This window comes from Streptoverticillium reticulum, assembly GCF_047456005.1.
GTDB classification, from domain to species: domain Bacteria; phylum Actinomycetota; class Actinomycetes; order Streptomycetales; family Streptomycetaceae; genus Streptomyces; species Streptomyces reticulum.
In genome coordinates this window covers 7,265,467-7,280,879 of sequence record NZ_CP179755.1, presented here as the reverse complement: position 1 = coordinate 7,280,879, position 15,413 = coordinate 7,265,467, and the positions used below count along the sequence as shown (strand labels likewise).

Sequence of the window (15,413 nt, the reverse complement as noted above, 5' to 3'; positions counted from 1 at the left end):
CGCCGGGAAACGGTACGCCCGTACCGTCCCCCCTCACACCACCGCCAGCACGATCTTCCCGGTCAGGTGCCCCCGCTCGCTCTCCCGCTGCGCGTCCGCCGCCTCCGACAACGGGTAGACGTGGTGGATCGGCAGCTGCAGGATGCCCGACTCGAAGAGGCCGAGGGCCGCCGTGAGGGCGGGCACCGTGCGGGACGCGCCCGGTTCGGACCCGGAGGAGAACCGGACGCCGTGGCGCAGGGCGCCCTCGCTGTCGGCGATCGTCACGACGCGGTCGGGGTCACCCGTCAGCTCGACCGAGACGGCGACGGCATCGCCCTTGCCCGACGCGTCCAGGGCCGCGTGCACGCCGTCGGGGGCCAGTGCGCGGACCCGGTCGGCGAGGCCCTCGCCGTAGGTGACCGGGTGGGCGCCGAGACCGCGCAGGTAGTCGTGGTTGGCCTCGCTCGCGGTGCCGATGACGTGGACGTCGCGGGAGCGCGCGAACTGTACGGCCATCGTCCCCACTCCCCCGGCCGCGCCGTGGATCAGCAGGGTCTCGCCCTCACGGAGCTGCAGCGGCTCCAGTGCCCGCCAGGCCGTCTCGGCCGCGACCGGCAGCCCGGCGGCCTCCTCCCAGGGCATCGAGACGGGCTTGGCGGCCAGCTTGCTCGCGTCCGCCAGGGCGCGCTCGGCGTACGCGCCCGTGACCGTGGGACCGAGCACGGCGTCCCCTGCCTGGACCCCGGTGACGCCGTCGCCCACCGCCTCCACCACGCCGGACGCCTCCCGGCCGGGGACGCAGGGGAACTCGACCGGGAAGAACCCGGCCATGTCACCGCTGCGGATCTTGTGGTCGATCGGGTTGACCCCGGCGGAGCGCACGGCGATCCGCACCTGACCCGGCCCGGGGACGGGCAGGTCGAGTTCGACGGGGTGCAGCACATCGGCGGATCCGTAGGTGCCGAAAGCAATGGCCTTGATCTTGGTCATGGGTTCACGATGCCTTGAAGAGGGTGATTCCGCGCCTCGAGCCCGCGCCTGGGCCGCTTACTGTACACCTGTACAGTAAGGGCTGTTGCCGTACTCCGTCACGGAGTTGACGGCTGCACCACAGCGCACTCGGCGGCGCGGCTGACCTCCTCCCAGCTCCGCCAGGTCGCGATCCGGTCGCGGCAGGCCTCCAGCGCCCCGTCGAACACGGCGCTGCCGAGGATCAGCCGGAGCGGCGGCTCCTCGCTGTTCACCAGCTTCAGCAACGCCTCGGCGGCGAGCCGCGGTTCGCTGTCGACCGAGCCCTCGGCGTACAGCTTCGCCAGCTCGGCGCGCATCGGTTCGTAGGCCTCCATGGGTGCTGCGGTGGTCATGTTGTTCCACAAGTCGGTCCAGTAGCCGCCGGGTTCGACGATGGTGGTCCTGACACCGAAGCGCGCGGCCTCCATGGCCAGCGCCTCGCTCATCCCCTCCAGCGCCCACTTGCCGGCGTTGTACAACCCGCAGGACGCCTGGGCCGCAATGCCGCCGATGCTGGATATCTGGACGAGGTGGCCGGACCCCTGGGCGCGCAGTTGCGGCAGGACGACCTGGCTCACCCACAGTGGGCCGAAGAAGTTGACGTCCATGTGGGCCCGCGCCTCGGCCTCCGTGAACTCCTCGACGGCGCCTGCGGCAATGCTGCCCGCGTTGTTGACGACGACGTCGAGCCGGCCGAACGCCGCGACGGCCTGCTCGACGGCCGCGAAGACGGCGGCCCGGTCGGTGACGTCGACGCGCACCGTGACGAGCCGGCCGGGATGTGCGGCGGCGAGGTCGTCGAGGAGTTCGATGCTGCGGGCGGCGCCGACGACGCGGTCACCCGCGTCGAGGGCGGCTTGCGTGAAGGCGCGGCCGAGGCCGCGGGTGGCGCCGGTGATGAACCAGACACGGGACATGAGGAGTGGTCTCCCTCCGGACGGACGACAGTCTTTGACGAACCGAGACGTTTCGTCTCGCTGCGCCGTGATGAGTGTGCCCCGCCCTCGCCCGAAGATCAAGAGAATTGCGTGCCGCCCGGCCGGGCGGCACGCATTCGGCACCTTCCTCAGCCGCGCAGCGCCTTCAGCACCGCCTCGGCCATCACCCGCTCACCGGTGGCGTTGGGGTGCAGCGACAGGGCCGGCTTGGTGGGCAGGATGCCCTCGATCCAGCGGTCCGAGGAGCAGGCGTCGTGCCCCTTGGTCGCGCTGAGCGTGTCGACGTACGCGGCTCCGTTGGCGACGGCGGTCGTGGAGACCATGTCGTTCAGCTTGCCGATGACGGAGCGCAGGTAGGTGAGGTCGCCGGTCGTGGCCGGCATCTTGAACAGGCACGTCCTCGCGTCGTCGGGGAGCACCGCCGGGTAGCCGGCGACCAGCACCTTCGCCCGCGGTGCCTTCGCGTGGATCCGCTGCAGCGCGGCGGCGAGTTGCGGGGCGGCGGCGTCGAGGCGCTTGTCGAGCGTGTCCCCGTAGTGGTCGCGGCACGGGGCGCCGAACGGGTTGGTCACGGAGAGGGCGGCACAGGTGGCCACGACGTCGACGAAGCCGAGGGCCGAGGTGCCGAGGTTGTTGCCGCCGATGGTGAGGGTGACCAGACCCGTGTCCCGTGTGACGGCGTCGAGTTGGGGACCGTTGACGGGGATCCCGACGTCGGTCTGCGTGGTGGTGAGCGCGTCCACCTTCGCGGCGGCGCAGGTCACGTCCTTGTACGAGGACGTGGCGGCCTCGCGTTTGAGGGTTTCCGCGACCATGTGGCCGTAGTTGCGGGACGAGCGCATGCACAGGCCCGCCGACTGCGAGGGGACTCCGGCACCGGCGGCGTAGGAGTCGCCGAGGGCCACGTACGTACCGGCCGACTCGGCGTGGGCGGGGGCGGCCACGGTGACGAGGGATGCGGCGAGGAGAGCACAGATGGCAGTCGTCGGGACGGCTCTGGACACGGTTCCTCCCGTAAAAGGGCAGAGGGGTGAGGGGTGAGGGAAACTTTTTCGAAACCGGCCGGTAACGTTGCCGGTATCGTCGCCGCCCGCCACCGCACAGGCCATGTGCCGGCACACAGCAGACGCGGAGGCGCGTTGTCCCCGGGCACAACACCCGAACTGGTCGGTAACCTGCGGTACATGAGCCGTGCCCCGTCCCCGCCCGCCGAAGTCGCCCCCGTGGCGGCCCTGCTGCTGCAGCGCACGCAGGAACTGGGCGACCGCATGGCCAAACGCATACGGGCCGAAGTGGCTTACTACACCAGCGAGGAGCGCGTCTCCTCCGCGCTGCTGGGCGACTCGTGCCGGCGCAACGCCGAGCTGGTCTTCGGGCAGCTCGCCGAGGGCTGCGTGCCCGGCATGACCCAGGCGCAGGACACGGGCCGCGAGGCAGCCCGCATGGGCACGCCGCTGGCCGAGTTGTTGCACGCCTACCGCGTCGGCTCCGAGTTCCTGTGGACGGAGCTGGCCGCCGCGGCGGGCGCCGACGACGGGATCAGCGCGGACACGATCGTGGCCCTGGCCGGCTGGTGGGTGAACCAGGGGCTGGCGGCGGCGGCCGGCGACGCCTATCGCGAGGCGGCCGCCGAACTCGCGCTCCAGCACGAGCGCGAGCGCTCCGCGCTCGTCGAGGCCCTCTTCACCGGGATGCTCACCGACCACACCACCCTGTGGGAGGCCGCCGACACGCTCGGCCTGCCGACCGAGGGGCCGTACGTCGTGGTAGTCGCCGAGGTGCCCGCGCCGGGCCGGGAGGCGCTGCCCGGCATCGAGTCCCGGCTGCTGACCGAACAGGCCCGCTCGGCCTGGCGGTTGCTGCCCGACCTCCAGGCCGGCGTGGTCGCGGTCCGCGGCCCGGCCGGCGAGGAGACGGTCCTGCGGCTGCTGGAGAAGTCCGCCGGCTGCCGCATCGGCGTCAGCCCCTCGTACCGCACGCTCCAGGGCACCCCGCGGGCCCTGCGCCACGCGCGCCTCGCCCTGGCCGGGCTGCGCGGCCGCCCGGCGGGCGTCGCGCGCTTCGACGACAGCCCGGTGGCCCTGCTGGTGGCGGCCTCCCCGGACGAGGCCGTCCGCATCGCGCGGACGGCACTCGCCCGGGTCCTGGAGCTGCCGCCCGACGAACGGACCCGGCTGCTGAACACGTTGGAACAGTGGTACGCGGCGGGTGGCTCCGCGGCGGGGGCGGCGCGGCAGCTGTACTGCCACCGCAACACCGTCCGCTACCGCCTGCGCAGACTGGAGGAGCTGACCGGCCGCTCCCTGCAGGATCCCCGCGCGGTTGCCGACCTGGCGGTTGCGCTGCGCGCGCTGCGGCTGTTGCCGGGGACGACCGAGGTCAGGCCTTGACCAGGACGTACGTTCCGGTGCCGTCGGGCATGCCCATGCTGTACTGGCGCAGGGGCTGGCCGTCGGCCACGCGCTCCTGACCGATCATGTATCCCGTAAACTTGTTCTGGACGCCGATCTTGTCCGAGCCGGGCAGGTCCCGGTAGACGTAGAAGCGCTGGAGGTCGTCCGTCTTGCAGTCGGCCTGCTGCAGCGGGGCGCCTTCGTCGGCTGCGGTGTTCTCCGCGACGGCCAGGCACTTGTTGCTGGAACGGTTGATGAAGATGTGCTCGGCGAGGCCGTTGCTCTCGGGGCCGTGACACACCTGCCACTGGTTGTCGTAGCCGAACCAGCCGGGGTCCGCGCGCAGTTGGATGCCGTCACCGTTCAGGAAGCCGGGCGTCGACCAGAACAGGGAGCGTTCCGGCGTGGCGATCTTGTAGTAGCCGTCGTCGCAGGTGAAGCCGGGGGGCACGGCGGGGCCGGGGGGCCAGCCGATCGGGTCCTTGGCCGACTTGGCCTTGTCGGCCGTCTTCGCCGGCGCGGACGCCTTCTTCGCCACGGCCGGTGCGTGCGCGCCGGCCCGCGCGGCCGACGTCCCGCATCCGAGGATGTCCTGCGCCTTCTTCATGATGCTGTTGCCGGGCACGGTGTCCTCGCAGCGGACCGCACCTTCCTCGACTGTGGTGAAGGTCGTGTAGGACCCGGTCGTGGGCCCTTCGACCCAGCGGGTGCCGACGGTGCCGCTGCCCAGGTCGACGCGGTTGCAGTTGAGGCTGCCGTACAGGCCGCTGACCTTGCGCGTGCCCTGATAGAGGCCGTAGTAGCCGGGCTTGGCGAAGTTCCAGGTGACGGTCTGGGACTGGCTGCTGGTGGTGGAGGCGCTCGTCTTCACGTCCAGACCCAGGCTCCCTCCCACCTCGCCCAGCAGCTTGTTCGCGAACTTGCCCTCCACTTTGGCGGAGAAGTCGACCGAGACCGAGACCACGGTCTGCGTGCTGACCGTGACCGTCTGGGATCCCGTCGAACCGTCCGTGACGTACCAGCCCTTGAAAGCGGTGACCGTCGGCTGGATCTCCGCGGTCTTGACGAACGGATACCGCTTCCCGAGGTCCGAGGCCATGCATACGTCCCCGGGTTTCGGGGTCCCGGCCGCAGCGGCGGGTCCGGCGGCGACGGTCAGGCCGGCCAGTGCCGATGCGGCGGCCACGGCGAGGCCGAGCACTCCTCTGGTACAGCGCCCGGACGGTCTTAAGTGGCTCATGACGCCCTTTCCTTTTGCATGGTCGGTCATGCGGTCGGTGGTCGTGCTCAATCGGCGTGAACATATCGGCGACGGCGACGAGTTGACGATGCCGGAATCGGCCAGGCCAAGGCCCGTTCCATGGCCGCCGCACTGGCATTTCGCCAATCATTTCCGGTCCGCTTCATCGGAATTTCATGTCCGGGGCCATAATGTCCCGCGAGGAAATGCATGCCCGCCGAATCCGGCAACGGAATGCGTGCGGGGCAGGGCGCACGACGCGCAACACCGCCGTCCCGTGTGCTCCCGTGAGCCTGCCCGTCCGGGAGGGACCCGGCGTACTCGGCCGACGCGCGGGGAAAGTGTGAGGCGTGTGTGACAGCGGGCGGCGCACCGCGCCGCGCAAAGGAGCTTGCGTGTTCGCGCAGTCGGCCCGGTGAACGCCTCGCAGAGCGGCGGCGGCCCGGGGGCGCCCTTCGTCGTCTCGGTACACGACGTCGCCCCCTGGAGCTTCGAGCAGAGCCGGCACTGGCTGCACGACCTGGACGAGCGCGGCGTGCCGGCCACGCTGCTGCTGGTGCCCGGCAGTTGGCGCGGGGCCCGGCTGCCCGACGACCCGGTGCTGGTCGAGTGGCTGCACGGGGCACGCGGGAGGGGGCACGAGCTGGCTCTGCACGGCTACGTCCACCAAGGTGTGCCCGGCGGGCCGTTGACGCGCCGCTGGGTGAACGCCGTGGTCTCGCGCGGCTGTGCGGAGTTCTGCGCGCTGGACGAGGAGGCGGCGCGCCGCCGGCTGGAGAGCGGGCTGGCCGCGCTGGCCTCGGTGGGGATCGTCCCCGAGGGCTTCACCCCGCCTGGGTGGCTGGCCTCCCCCGGCGCGATGGCGGCCCTGCGCCGGCTCGGACTGGAGTACACCACCAGCCACTTGGGCGTACACGACCTGCGGACGGGGGCCCGGCACGGGATGGTCGCCCTGTCCAACCGGCCCGGCGGGCTCGGCGAGCGGGCCGGGGCGCGGCTGATGCGGGCCGCGGCCCGTCGCTGGGCGGGCCACGGCAGGCCCTTCCGGATCGCCCTGCACCCCGCCGACCTGGCCCGGCCCGGGCTGCGCGCGTGTGCGCTGGAGGCCATCGACACGGCCCTGGCGGCGGGCGCGCGGCCGTGCACGTACGCCGGGCTGGTGCGCACCCTGCGGGGGTGAGGAGGTGGGATGAGACGGATGCGGATCGTGCAGATCGCCAACTTCTACGGCGCCTCCTCGGGCGGCCTGCGCACCACGCTGGACGCGCTCGGCCGGGGGTACGCGGCCGCCGGGCACGAGCGGGTGCTGGTGGTGCCGGGGCGGCGGTACGCAGCCGTGCGCAACCGGGCCGACGGACTGCGGGTGACGCTGCCGGGCCTGCCGGTCGGCGGCGGCTACCGGATGATGTGCTCGCCCCGCACGCTGCGCCGCCTGCTGCTGCGGCTGGCACCGGATTCGCTGGAGGTCTCGGACAAGCTCACGCTGGTGCACACCGCCGCGTGGGCCCGGGCGCGCGGGGTGCGGGCGGTGCTGTTCTCGCACGAGCGGGCCGATGCGATCCTGGCGCCCCGGCTGCCGGGGTGGGTGCCGCTGGCGCCGCTCGCCGACGGGTGGAACCGGCGGCTGGCCGCGGGGTTCGACGCGGTCGTCGCGGCATCGGCCTTCTCCTGCGCGGAGTTCGCGCGGGTGGCCGCGCCCGCCGTGCACCGGATACCGCTGGGGGTGGATCTGCGGGTGTTCGCCCCGGGCCGCGCGGGCGGCCCTCCGGGCGGCGGGACGCGGCTGGTGTTCGCGGGGCGGCTGTCGGCGGAGAAGTCCCCCGCGCTGCCGCTGGAGACGCTGCGGGTGCTGCTGCGGCGCGGCGTGGACGCACGGCTGGACGTGCTGGGCGACGGCCCGGAGCGGGCCCGGCTGCAGCGGCGGGCGGCGGGCCTGCCGGTCCGCTTCCACGGTCATGTGGCCGACCGCGGGGCGGTGGCGGGGCTGTTGGCGCGCGCGGACGTCGCCCTGGTGCCGTGCCCGGTGGAGGCGTTCGGGCTGGCCGCGCTGGAGGCCCTCGCGTGCGGCACGCCGGTCGTGGTTGCCGATGCGGGGGCGGCCCGCGAACTGCTGGCTCCGGGCGCCGGGTTGGCGGTGGGAGCGTCGCCGGGGGCCGTGGCGGAGGGGGTGAGCACGGTGCTCGGCTGGCCGGAGCCGGTACGCCGTGCGGCGGCGCGGAGGCGGGCGGAGGAGTTTCCGTGGTCGCGAACCGTCGCCGGAATGCTGGCCGTTCATGCCGGGGGCGCCCCGTAAGGGGCGCGGGGCTGTCGCGTGGGCGCGACCGGGCGCCCCGTCAGGGGCGCGGGGAACTGCGCGACAAGCCACGACGCGCCCGCAGTTGACGTCCCGGGGCTGCGCCCCGGACCCCTGGGCTGGTGCGTCGGCTGCGGGCCGGTGGGGGCTGGTCGCGCAGTTCCCCGCGCCCCTGACGGGGCGCCCCCGCGCCCGGGAACGGAATGACGGCCGCCCCCGTCTCAGCCGGTGTGGCCCCGGGGGGAGAGGGCGTGCGACGTGGACACGGACGGGCGGGCTCCGTTGCTGGCCGGGCGGTACCGGCTCGTCGCCCGGCTGGGCAGCGGCGGTATGGGCGTGGTCTGGCGCGCCTTCGACGAGGTGCTCGACCGCGAGGTGGCGGTCAAGGAGGTGCGGGCGCCGGACGTGTTGCGCGAGGAGGACGTCCGCATCCTCTACGCGCGGCTCAAGCAGGAGGCCCGCGCCGCCGCCCGCATCGCCCACCCCAACGTGATCACCGTGCACGACGTGGTCGAACAGCAGGGCCGGCCCTGGATCGTCATGGAGCTCGTGCGCGGACAGTCGCTCGCCGACGTCCTGGAGCACGAAGGAGTGCTCGACCCCAAGGAGGCCGCACGCGTGGGCGCGGCGGTCCTCCGCGCGCTGCAGGCCGCGCACGCGGCCGGCGTGCTGCACCGCGATGTCAAACCGGCGAACGTCCTGCTGGAGGACACCGGCCGGGTGGTGCTGACCGACTTCGGCATCGCCCTGGTCGAGGGCGCGGGCACGCTCACCCGCACCGGGGACCTGATCGGCTCACCCGACTACCTGTCCCCGGAACGGGCGTTGGGGCAGCGCCCCGGCATCCCCTCGGACCTGTGGTCGCTGGGCACGACGCTGTACGCGGCCGTCGAGGGCGTCTCGCCGTTCCGCCGCACCTCGCCGCTGCTCACCCTGCACGCCGTGGTCCAGGACGAACTGCCCCCGCCGCGGCGCGCCGGTGCGCTCACCCCGGTGCTGGAGGGGTTGCTGGTCAAGGACCCGCTGGCGCGGGCGGGTTCGGCCGAGGTGCTGCGGCTGCTGGACGCGGTGGCGGCCGGTACGGTCACGCGGGTGCCGGCAGCGCCGTCGGGGTACGTGCCGACGGTAGCGGCGGGAACAGCACCTGTGCTGATGGCGCCGCCGGACTCCTCGGCTCCCTCGCTCCCCTCCGTCGCCATGGCCCCGTCCGCCCCGCCCCCTGCCCCGCCGCCCACACCCGTCCCGTCCCCGGAGCCGGAACGGCCGCGGCGCGCCTGGCTGTTCGCCGCCGTGCTGGCCCTGCTGCTCCTCGGCGGCGGAACGGCGGCCGCGGTGATCGCCTCGAACGGCTCCGGGGGCACACCAGGAGGCACGGGTTCCACGCCCAGTGCCCCCGTCACGAGCCCTCCTGACACCGGACCGGCCTCGTCCTCACCGTCCACCGTCCCTGCTCCGCCCCTGGGTCCGGGCCCCTCGGACCATCCGACGTCGTACCCGACGTCGACGTGCGGCGGGGGCTGGGTGACCAACTGCGGCTGAACACCGGGGGGTACATCGTGCGAAGGGTTTCTGTCCGGCTCCGTCTCGTATCGCTGCTGGCGGTGCCCGTGCTGATCGGCGGCGCGGGGCTTACGGCCTGTTCCTCGTCCGGGGGGAAGAAGGCTGCGGAGGTGCAGCTGGAACCCGTGGGGGTGGCCGGCGACAAACCGTTCCTCGACGCCTCGGGCAGCGACGTCACGAACGTCGACCCCGCCTACCGCAGCGGAGGCACGACCGCGGGGGACGCCCGCGGCGCCTTCGGCGGCACCCGCAACGCCACCCAGTGCGACAGGGCCCAGCTCGTCAAGAACCTCACCGCCGACCCCGTCAAGGCGAAGGCCTGGGCCAAGGTGCACGACCTCGACTACCGCCGGATTCCGGAGTACATCAACGGCCTCACCTCGGTGGTGCTGATCCGCGACACCCTGGTGAAGAACCACAACTACGACGGCGGCGGCGTGACGACCGCGTATCTGTCGGTGCTGCAGGCGGGCATGGCGGTGCTCGTCGACGGGTACGGGCAGCCGTCGGTGAAGTGCAACTGCGGGAACCCGCTGCTGAAGCCCGACGACATCGACCGCAAGGCCTCGACGTACAAGGGGAGTCACTGGGAGGGCTTCAGCAGCATCGAGGTCACGGTCGTGGTGGCGCGCTCGCAGAGCGAGGGGCCGATGACGAAGATCCCGCTGGTCGACGCCCGGCAGAGCGGGAAGGGGTTCGACCGGGAGGTCGGCAGCGGTGACGGCAAGGGCGACTCGGCCGTGGTGCCGGTCCCCAGGCCGAGCCCGCCCACGGGGGATTCGCGGAGCCCCGGGTCCGCGCCACCGGAGTCGGGGTCGACGGGGTCCGCGTCCCCGGAGACGTCCTCGCCGTCGGCACCGGACACCTCCTCGACGCCGTCCCCGTCGAAGGGTTCGCACGCGCCCGGGACCACGGCCCCGGCCACGCCCTCGGCAGGCGCACCCCGCACTTCGCGCACGCCCACGGAACCGGCGGAGCCGACCGCGCCGACCCGGGCGCCCAAGTCCGCTGCCCCGCCCGCCACGACCGCTGCCCCGGTGGAGCCGACGGCGACGCACGCCACCGAGCGCGAGGCGACGACCCCCGACGTCCCGTCCGGGCACCCCCGGGGCACGACCGCGCACCCCACCGCGCTGTCCTCGCTCACCTCCGGCCCGGAGGAGTCCGGCCCTCCCGTGCTGCCGCGAAGTGAGCCTCCGTCACCTCGTACGTCGCCGACGCATGCAGCCCCCGAGCCGCCTTCTCCGTATCCGGGTGCGGATTCCGGTACAGCCGCTCCGACAGGTCCCGCAGCTCCAGCATCACCGGAACGGACTCCCGCAGCACCGCCGGACACCCCCCGTACGCACGCTCCAGCACCCACAGCAACCGCGCATACACCGAGTTGAAGCGCTCGGCGGCCTCCCGCACGGCGCTGCCCTCGGGGTAGTGCCGCACCTTCGCCTCGGGGTCGACGGGGTACGCGTCGGCCCAGCTGACCTCCATCGCGGGCCCGCTGGGCCCCGAGGCGGGGGTGTCCTGCGGCCCATACGTGCGCTGCTGCAGGATCTCGTTGAAGCGGAAGTAGTGTGCGGGCTCCCGGACTTCGCCGAAGAACCGGTCGTCCGTGTTGAAGATCGTCCGGCTGACGCCCTCGCCCTGGTCGGTGATGACCTCGACGGCCTTGAGGGCCGAGGCCAGGTCGGTGACGGGGAAGACCTCCCCGCCCGAGTTGTAGAAGTCCCGGGGGCCGACCTGGCGGGCCGGGTCCCCGGTGAAGAGTGCGCACTCCCCCGACGCGCGGGCCAGGCGCACCAGGCCCTCGCGGATGGTCGCGTAGAACTGCCCGACCGAGGTCCAGCCCTCGTCGCCGGCCACCGACGGGTGGCCGGGCGGCTCGGCCACGTACGCGGGGTGCTCGATGCGCAGGAACGTCTCCAGCGCCGTGACGCCGAAGTGGCGCAGGGCGACGGGGAACCGGTCCCGGCTGTAGGGCAGCCGCGCGGGATAGCCGGTCACAAAGCGGGAGTTGGCCACCAGCGGGCGGCCGCCCACCGCGTTGAGCAGGTTGGCGACCAGGGTCATGTGGAGCATCTCCTCCAGCACCACGGCCCGGACGGCGTAGAAGGCGGGCCGGTTGGTGCCGGGTCTGAGGGTGTACATCGCGGTGAGGTAGGGCGGGATCGTCAGGTGTTCGAGGGTCAGCGCGGCCTGCAGGAAGAGATGCAGGTCCGCCAGGTCGCGCGGGACGCGGAAGGGCGGCTCGTCGACGACGGCCAGCTCGCCCGCGATGTCGGTGGGCGGTGCGGGTGCGGTCATGTGCGTCCCTCTCCGGTGCGGGCCTGGGCCACGGGGACCGGGCGGATCACCCTCGGCCGGTGCAGTTCCATCAGGTCGCGGTGGATCTGCTCGCAACTGCGCAGCGCGAGGGCGGCCATGGTCAGCGACGGGTTGGAGGTGCCGACGGAGGGCATGCTGCCGCAGCCGACCGCGTACAGGTTGGAGTGGTCCCAGCAGCGCTGCCAGGAGTCGACGACGGAGGTCTCGCGCGAGTCGCCCATGACGTGCGTGCCGGCGCCGTGGCCCGCGCCGTGGAAGACGAAGTCGCGGCCGTCGTGGCGGAAATATCCGGGGGCGAAGGGGCCCGGGGCGTAGACGGTGCGGTCCTCGGCCCCGAGGATGCCGAAGATCCGGTCGGAGACGGCCTTGGCGGCGGCGATGCCGCGCTTGACGTGGTCGGAGAGGTCGTAGGTGATGACGGGCCGCGGGTTGCCGAGGCGGTCGCGGAGGCCGGGGTCGACGGTCACGCGGTTGCGGCTCTCGGCGTCCTGCTCCACGGCGAACTGCAGCGAGATCTGCCGCCCGACCTGTCGGCCCAGTTCCTCGCGCAGTGCGGTGCCGAAGCGGCCCCTGCCGCGCGGCTGTCCGGAGTCGCCGGTGATGCCGAGCATGCGGGCGACGTCGCCGGAGGGGGAGCCGGTGGGCCAGCTCCAGCCCCAGTTGCTGATCTCGATGCGGAAGGGGGCGCGGTCCCGGCGGGCGGGCCCGGTGCGGAAGCACTCCAGTCCGGACGTCGAGCCGGGGCCGCGGAACGGGCCGACGGGCTCGTCCAGCAGGCCCCAGGTGAGCAGGACGGGGTGGTCCATGAGGTTGCGGCCGACCTGTCCGCTGTGGTTGGCGAGCCGGGAGACCAGCAGGAGCTTGGCGTTCTCGACGGCGTGGGCGGCCAGCACGACGATGTCGGCCTCGGCGGTGCGGGTGGTGTGCACGGGGGACGCGGGGTCGTCGTACTGCTGGTACTCGACGCCGAACACGCGCCCGTTCGCATTGGCCAGGACCCTGCTGACCACGGCGCGCGGGACGAGGTCGACCTTGCAGGACCATGTGGCCTGCGTCTTGAGGGGGTTGTACTTGGCCTGCACCGGACAGATGGGCGTGCAGGAGGCGTTGCCGACGCAGCGCTCGCCGTAGTTGGGCAGCCCGGCCGCTCCGGCGGGGCGGTAGCCGCGGCCCCCGTCGTAGCGGAGGTCGGGGGTGCTGTTGCGGGCGTGCGGGGTGGTGACCACGCGCAGCGTGGTGGCCGGGGCGTCGTCCGACTCCCGCACCGGGATCCCGTCGAGCCGGGCGGCCAGGACGTTGTCGAGGTGGCTGCGGGGGATCGCGTGCATGGGGTAGCAGTAGCCCTCGGGGAAGGGCAGGCCGATGGCCTCGCGCTGCTCGGCGGCGTCGCCCGCCACGCCCAGGACCCGCTCGGCGGTGCGGTAGTGGCCCTCCAGGTCGGCGTAGCCGAGGGGCCAGTCGCGGCCGTAGCCGAAGGCGGTGCGCGGGGCGAAGTCCTCGGGGTGCATGCGCGGGGTGAGGCCCATCCAGTGCAGGGCGGTGCCGCCGGCGGCGCGCAGGTAGTCGCTGGAGTAGGGCAGGTTGCCGTTCTGGACGAAGTAGCCGTTCGCACGGTAGCCGCCGCCGGGCAGGCCCTCGAGGTCCAGAAGGTCGGGCGAGGGGGCGGCGGTGTTGCCGCGGTAGGGCGCGTTGGGCACCTTGGCCAGGGATCCGTAGTAGGCGTTCATGGCGTCGAGGTGGCCGGGCCAGGTGTCCAGGGTGCGGGTGCCGGCCTCCAGGACGAGGACGCGCCAGCCGTGGTCGCCCAGTTGCTTGGCGACCAGGGAGCCGGCGAGTCCGGCGCCCACCACGATCACGTCGTAGTGGAGCCCGTCGAGCTGCGGCGAGGGGCTGCTCATGCGGCGCCCTCCGTACGGGGGCCGGCGTCCTGCCGCGGCGCGGCGCCGGGCGGCGGGTCGGCCCAGGTGCCGAAGCCGGGGGGCTTGGCGCCGGGGGCGTGGCCGTGGAAGGTGCGCCAGACGAGCCCTTCGGTGTAGGCCTCGGGCGAGACCATGAAGGCGACGTTGGCCTTCTCGCGGCCGAGTGCGGCGTGCACGGAGCGGGCGAGCTGGGGCCAGACGCCCAGGTACCACAGGTGGGTGATGGCGCGGGCGATGTCGCGCGAGGTCTCGTCGGCGATGCCGTCCGGGTCGCCGCCCGCGGCGGCCAGGTCGTCGATGAACCGCCCGACGGCCTCCCGTCCCACCTGCTCGACGGTGGTGTCGTGGTAGAGCCGCACCATGCCCGTCGCCCTCAGGTCGAACTCGTCGAAGCCGGTGAGGCGGACGGAGATCGCGACGAACCCCCGGCATTCCGGGGGCACTTCAACGGGCTCGGGCGAAGGTGCTGTGTGCCGGGAATCCATCCGTGACCACCCATCTGTGTGACTTCCGCTGTTCTATCGGAGAGTCCACGACGGGAGAAGGAGGCATAAACTCCCTTCACCTGTAAGGGTGTTGTCCGGGAGGTTTGAACCCGGTTCTTGGGTGGAAAGGGGCCGTTTCCCGGTATGGGGGATGGTCCTGCGGTCTCAGTGCTGGACGAGGCCGCCGGGGTCGGTGTTGGCGCCGCAGACTGGCGGCCGGCCTCGCGGCGGGCATGACCCGGAGCGGGCGATCCGCACGTATCGGCGGATGTACCTGCTGACGCTCGGCAGCGCGGCCTTCGTCGACCACCGCAGCCCGCGCGAGACGGTCGCGGCCACGCGCGGGGCGCTGGCCGCGCGGTGGGGGATGCCCCGGTCCCGCCCTTTCGCCGTTTCTCAGGGGGCTTCGCCCCCCGACCCCCCCTTGTCGCGGCTCCGCCGCTCGTCCTCAAACTCCCCCAGCTAACGCTGGGAGGTGCCCCCAACGGGCTGATTTCAGCCCGTCCGCGCCCCGTAAGGGGCGCGGGGAACTGCGCGACCAGCCACGACGCGCCCGCAGCCGCAAAACCAAGGGGGCATCGCCCCTCACCCCGCCAGCACGGCGAGCAGCTCCTCCCGCCCGCTCACCCCCGTCTTGCGGTACACGGCCCGCAAGTGGTCGTCGACCGTGTACGGCGACAACCCCAGCCGCCGCGCGATCTGCTTGCCGGGCAGCCCCTCCAACGCCCGGGCCAGCACGGCCCCGGTGGCCGGCAGCACGCTGATCACCACGTCACCGGGCCCGCCGCCGTCCAGCCGCTCCGCCTGGACGGCGATCCAGCCACGCGCGGTCGGGACCCTGCACAGCGCGGGCCCCTCGATGCGGCGCGCGATGTGGGCGATGTTCCAGGTGACGACGTGCAGTTCGGCGTCGGAGAACTCGAAGTCGGGTGCACACGCCCGGAGCCACGCCCGCCCGCCCGGGGTCACGGCCTTGATCCGGTCGTCACCGCCGACGACGACCACACCCGGCGGCTGCCCGTCCCGCAGCGGGCGCGGTGCGACACGCCGCACGAACCGCTTCATCGCGGCACCCAGCGGCGCCACCAGGGCCTGGGCCCGGACGACTTCGTCGGGCGAGAACGGCGGCCGCCCCCGTTCGCGCCGAGCTCGGGCACGGAGCAGGCCCGCGCGGCCACCTCCGGCACCGAGCACCGGACCGTCTCCACATCCGTCGGCATGCGCCCAGCGTGCACGCACCGACCCCGTCAACCCCCGGGATCCCGGGATGTTC

The 15,413-nt window shown here is 73.2% G+C and carries 13 protein-coding genes and 1 pseudogene; 5 read left to right on the top strand and 9 right to left on the bottom strand.

Annotated elements, in window-relative coordinates; genetic code table 11:
• Positions 1-33: 33 nt before the first annotated feature.
• The 3 genes from ACMATS_RS33190 to ACMATS_RS33180 all read right to left on the bottom strand — a co-directional run bounded on the left by ACMATS_RS33190 (position 34) and on the right by ACMATS_RS33180 (position 2,935).
• Positions 34-963, bottom strand: coding sequence for an NADP-dependent oxidoreductase (locus ACMATS_RS33190; RefSeq protein ID WP_414170840.1), 930 nt, complete (start codon positions 961-963; stop codon positions 34-36).
• 107 nt (positions 964-1,070) lie between these two features.
• Positions 1,071-1,910, bottom strand: coding sequence for an SDR family NAD(P)-dependent oxidoreductase (locus ACMATS_RS33185; RefSeq protein ID WP_414169998.1), 840 nt, complete (start codon positions 1,908-1,910; stop codon positions 1,071-1,073).
• A gap of 149 nt (positions 1,911-2,059) precedes the next feature.
• Positions 2,060-2,935, bottom strand: a complete 876-nt coding sequence (locus ACMATS_RS33180) for an SGNH/GDSL hydrolase family protein (RefSeq protein ID WP_414169997.1) — start codon at positions 2,933-2,935, stop codon at positions 2,060-2,062.
• A 180-nt stretch (positions 2,936-3,115) separates the two neighbouring features.
• Between ACMATS_RS33180 and ACMATS_RS33175 the strand changes: the two genes are divergently transcribed.
• Entirely contained in the window at positions 3,116-4,321 is a 1,206-nt protein-coding gene (locus ACMATS_RS33175; RefSeq protein WP_414169996.1) for a PucR family transcriptional regulator, read from the top strand.
• Here the strand turns inward: ACMATS_RS33175 and ACMATS_RS33170 are convergent.
• On the bottom strand, positions 4,311-5,615 hold the full coding sequence (locus ACMATS_RS33170) for an RICIN domain-containing protein (RefSeq protein WP_414169995.1): 1,305 nt from the start codon (positions 5,613-5,615) through the stop codon (positions 4,311-4,313). The genes ACMATS_RS33175 and ACMATS_RS33170 overlap by 11 nt on opposite strands.
• A gap of 340 nt (positions 5,616-5,955) precedes the next feature.
• On the opposite strand from ACMATS_RS33170, the gene ACMATS_RS33165 reads away from it, so the two are divergent.
• The 4 genes and pseudogenes from ACMATS_RS33165 to ACMATS_RS33150 all read left to right on the top strand — a co-directional run.
• On the top strand, positions 5,956-6,744 hold the full coding sequence (locus ACMATS_RS33165; protein WP_414169994.1) for a DUF2334 domain-containing protein: 789 nt from the start codon (positions 5,956-5,958) through the stop codon (positions 6,742-6,744).
• A 9-nt stretch (positions 6,745-6,753) separates the two neighbouring features.
• The gene (locus ACMATS_RS33160; protein ID WP_414169993.1) at positions 6,754-7,857 is read left to right on the top strand and encodes a glycosyltransferase; all 1,104 of its coding nucleotides are present in this window, start codon (positions 6,754-6,756) and stop codon (positions 7,855-7,857) included.
• A gap of 258 nt (positions 7,858-8,115) precedes the next feature.
• Complete coding sequence (locus tag ACMATS_RS33155; protein WP_414169992.1) at positions 8,116-9,396, top strand: serine/threonine-protein kinase; 1,281 nt, start codon at positions 8,116-8,118, stop codon at positions 9,394-9,396.
• Positions 9,363-10,064: pseudogene (locus tag ACMATS_RS33150) on the top strand (DUF6777 domain-containing protein); the annotation flags it as partial. The gene ACMATS_RS33155 and the pseudogene ACMATS_RS33150, both read left to right, overlap by 34 nt.
• Here ACMATS_RS33150 and ACMATS_RS33145 read toward each other — a convergent pair.
• From ACMATS_RS33145 to ACMATS_RS33125, 5 genes are all read right to left on the bottom strand, one after another.
• Positions 10,001-10,564, bottom strand: coding sequence for a hypothetical protein (locus ACMATS_RS33145; protein ID WP_414170876.1), 564 nt, complete (start codon positions 10,562-10,564; stop codon positions 10,001-10,003). The pseudogene ACMATS_RS33150 and the gene ACMATS_RS33145 overlap by 64 nt on opposite strands.
• Positions 10,561-11,715 (bottom strand): ferritin-like domain-containing protein, encoded by a 1,155-nt coding sequence (locus ACMATS_RS33140; RefSeq protein WP_390775691.1) that lies wholly within the window; start codon positions 11,713-11,715, stop codon positions 10,561-10,563. Before ACMATS_RS33140 ends, ACMATS_RS33145 begins: the two co-directional genes overlap by 4 nt.
• Positions 11,712-13,634 (bottom strand): GMC family oxidoreductase, encoded by a 1,923-nt coding sequence (locus ACMATS_RS33135; protein ID WP_414169991.1) that lies wholly within the window; start codon positions 13,632-13,634, stop codon positions 11,712-11,714. The genes ACMATS_RS33140 and ACMATS_RS33135 overlap by 4 nt, the downstream gene beginning before the upstream one ends.
• A complete protein-coding gene (locus tag ACMATS_RS33130) occupies positions 13,631-14,098 on the bottom strand; it encodes a hypothetical protein (protein WP_390775693.1) in 468 nt (155 codons plus the stop codon). The genes ACMATS_RS33135 and ACMATS_RS33130 overlap by 4 nt, the downstream gene beginning before the upstream one ends.
• Positions 14,099-14,725: 627 nt before the next feature.
• Positions 14,726-15,334, bottom strand: a complete 609-nt coding sequence (locus tag ACMATS_RS33125) for a LuxR C-terminal-related transcriptional regulator (protein WP_414169990.1) — start codon at positions 15,332-15,334, stop codon at positions 14,726-14,728.
• Positions 15,335-15,413 lie beyond the last annotated feature (79 nt).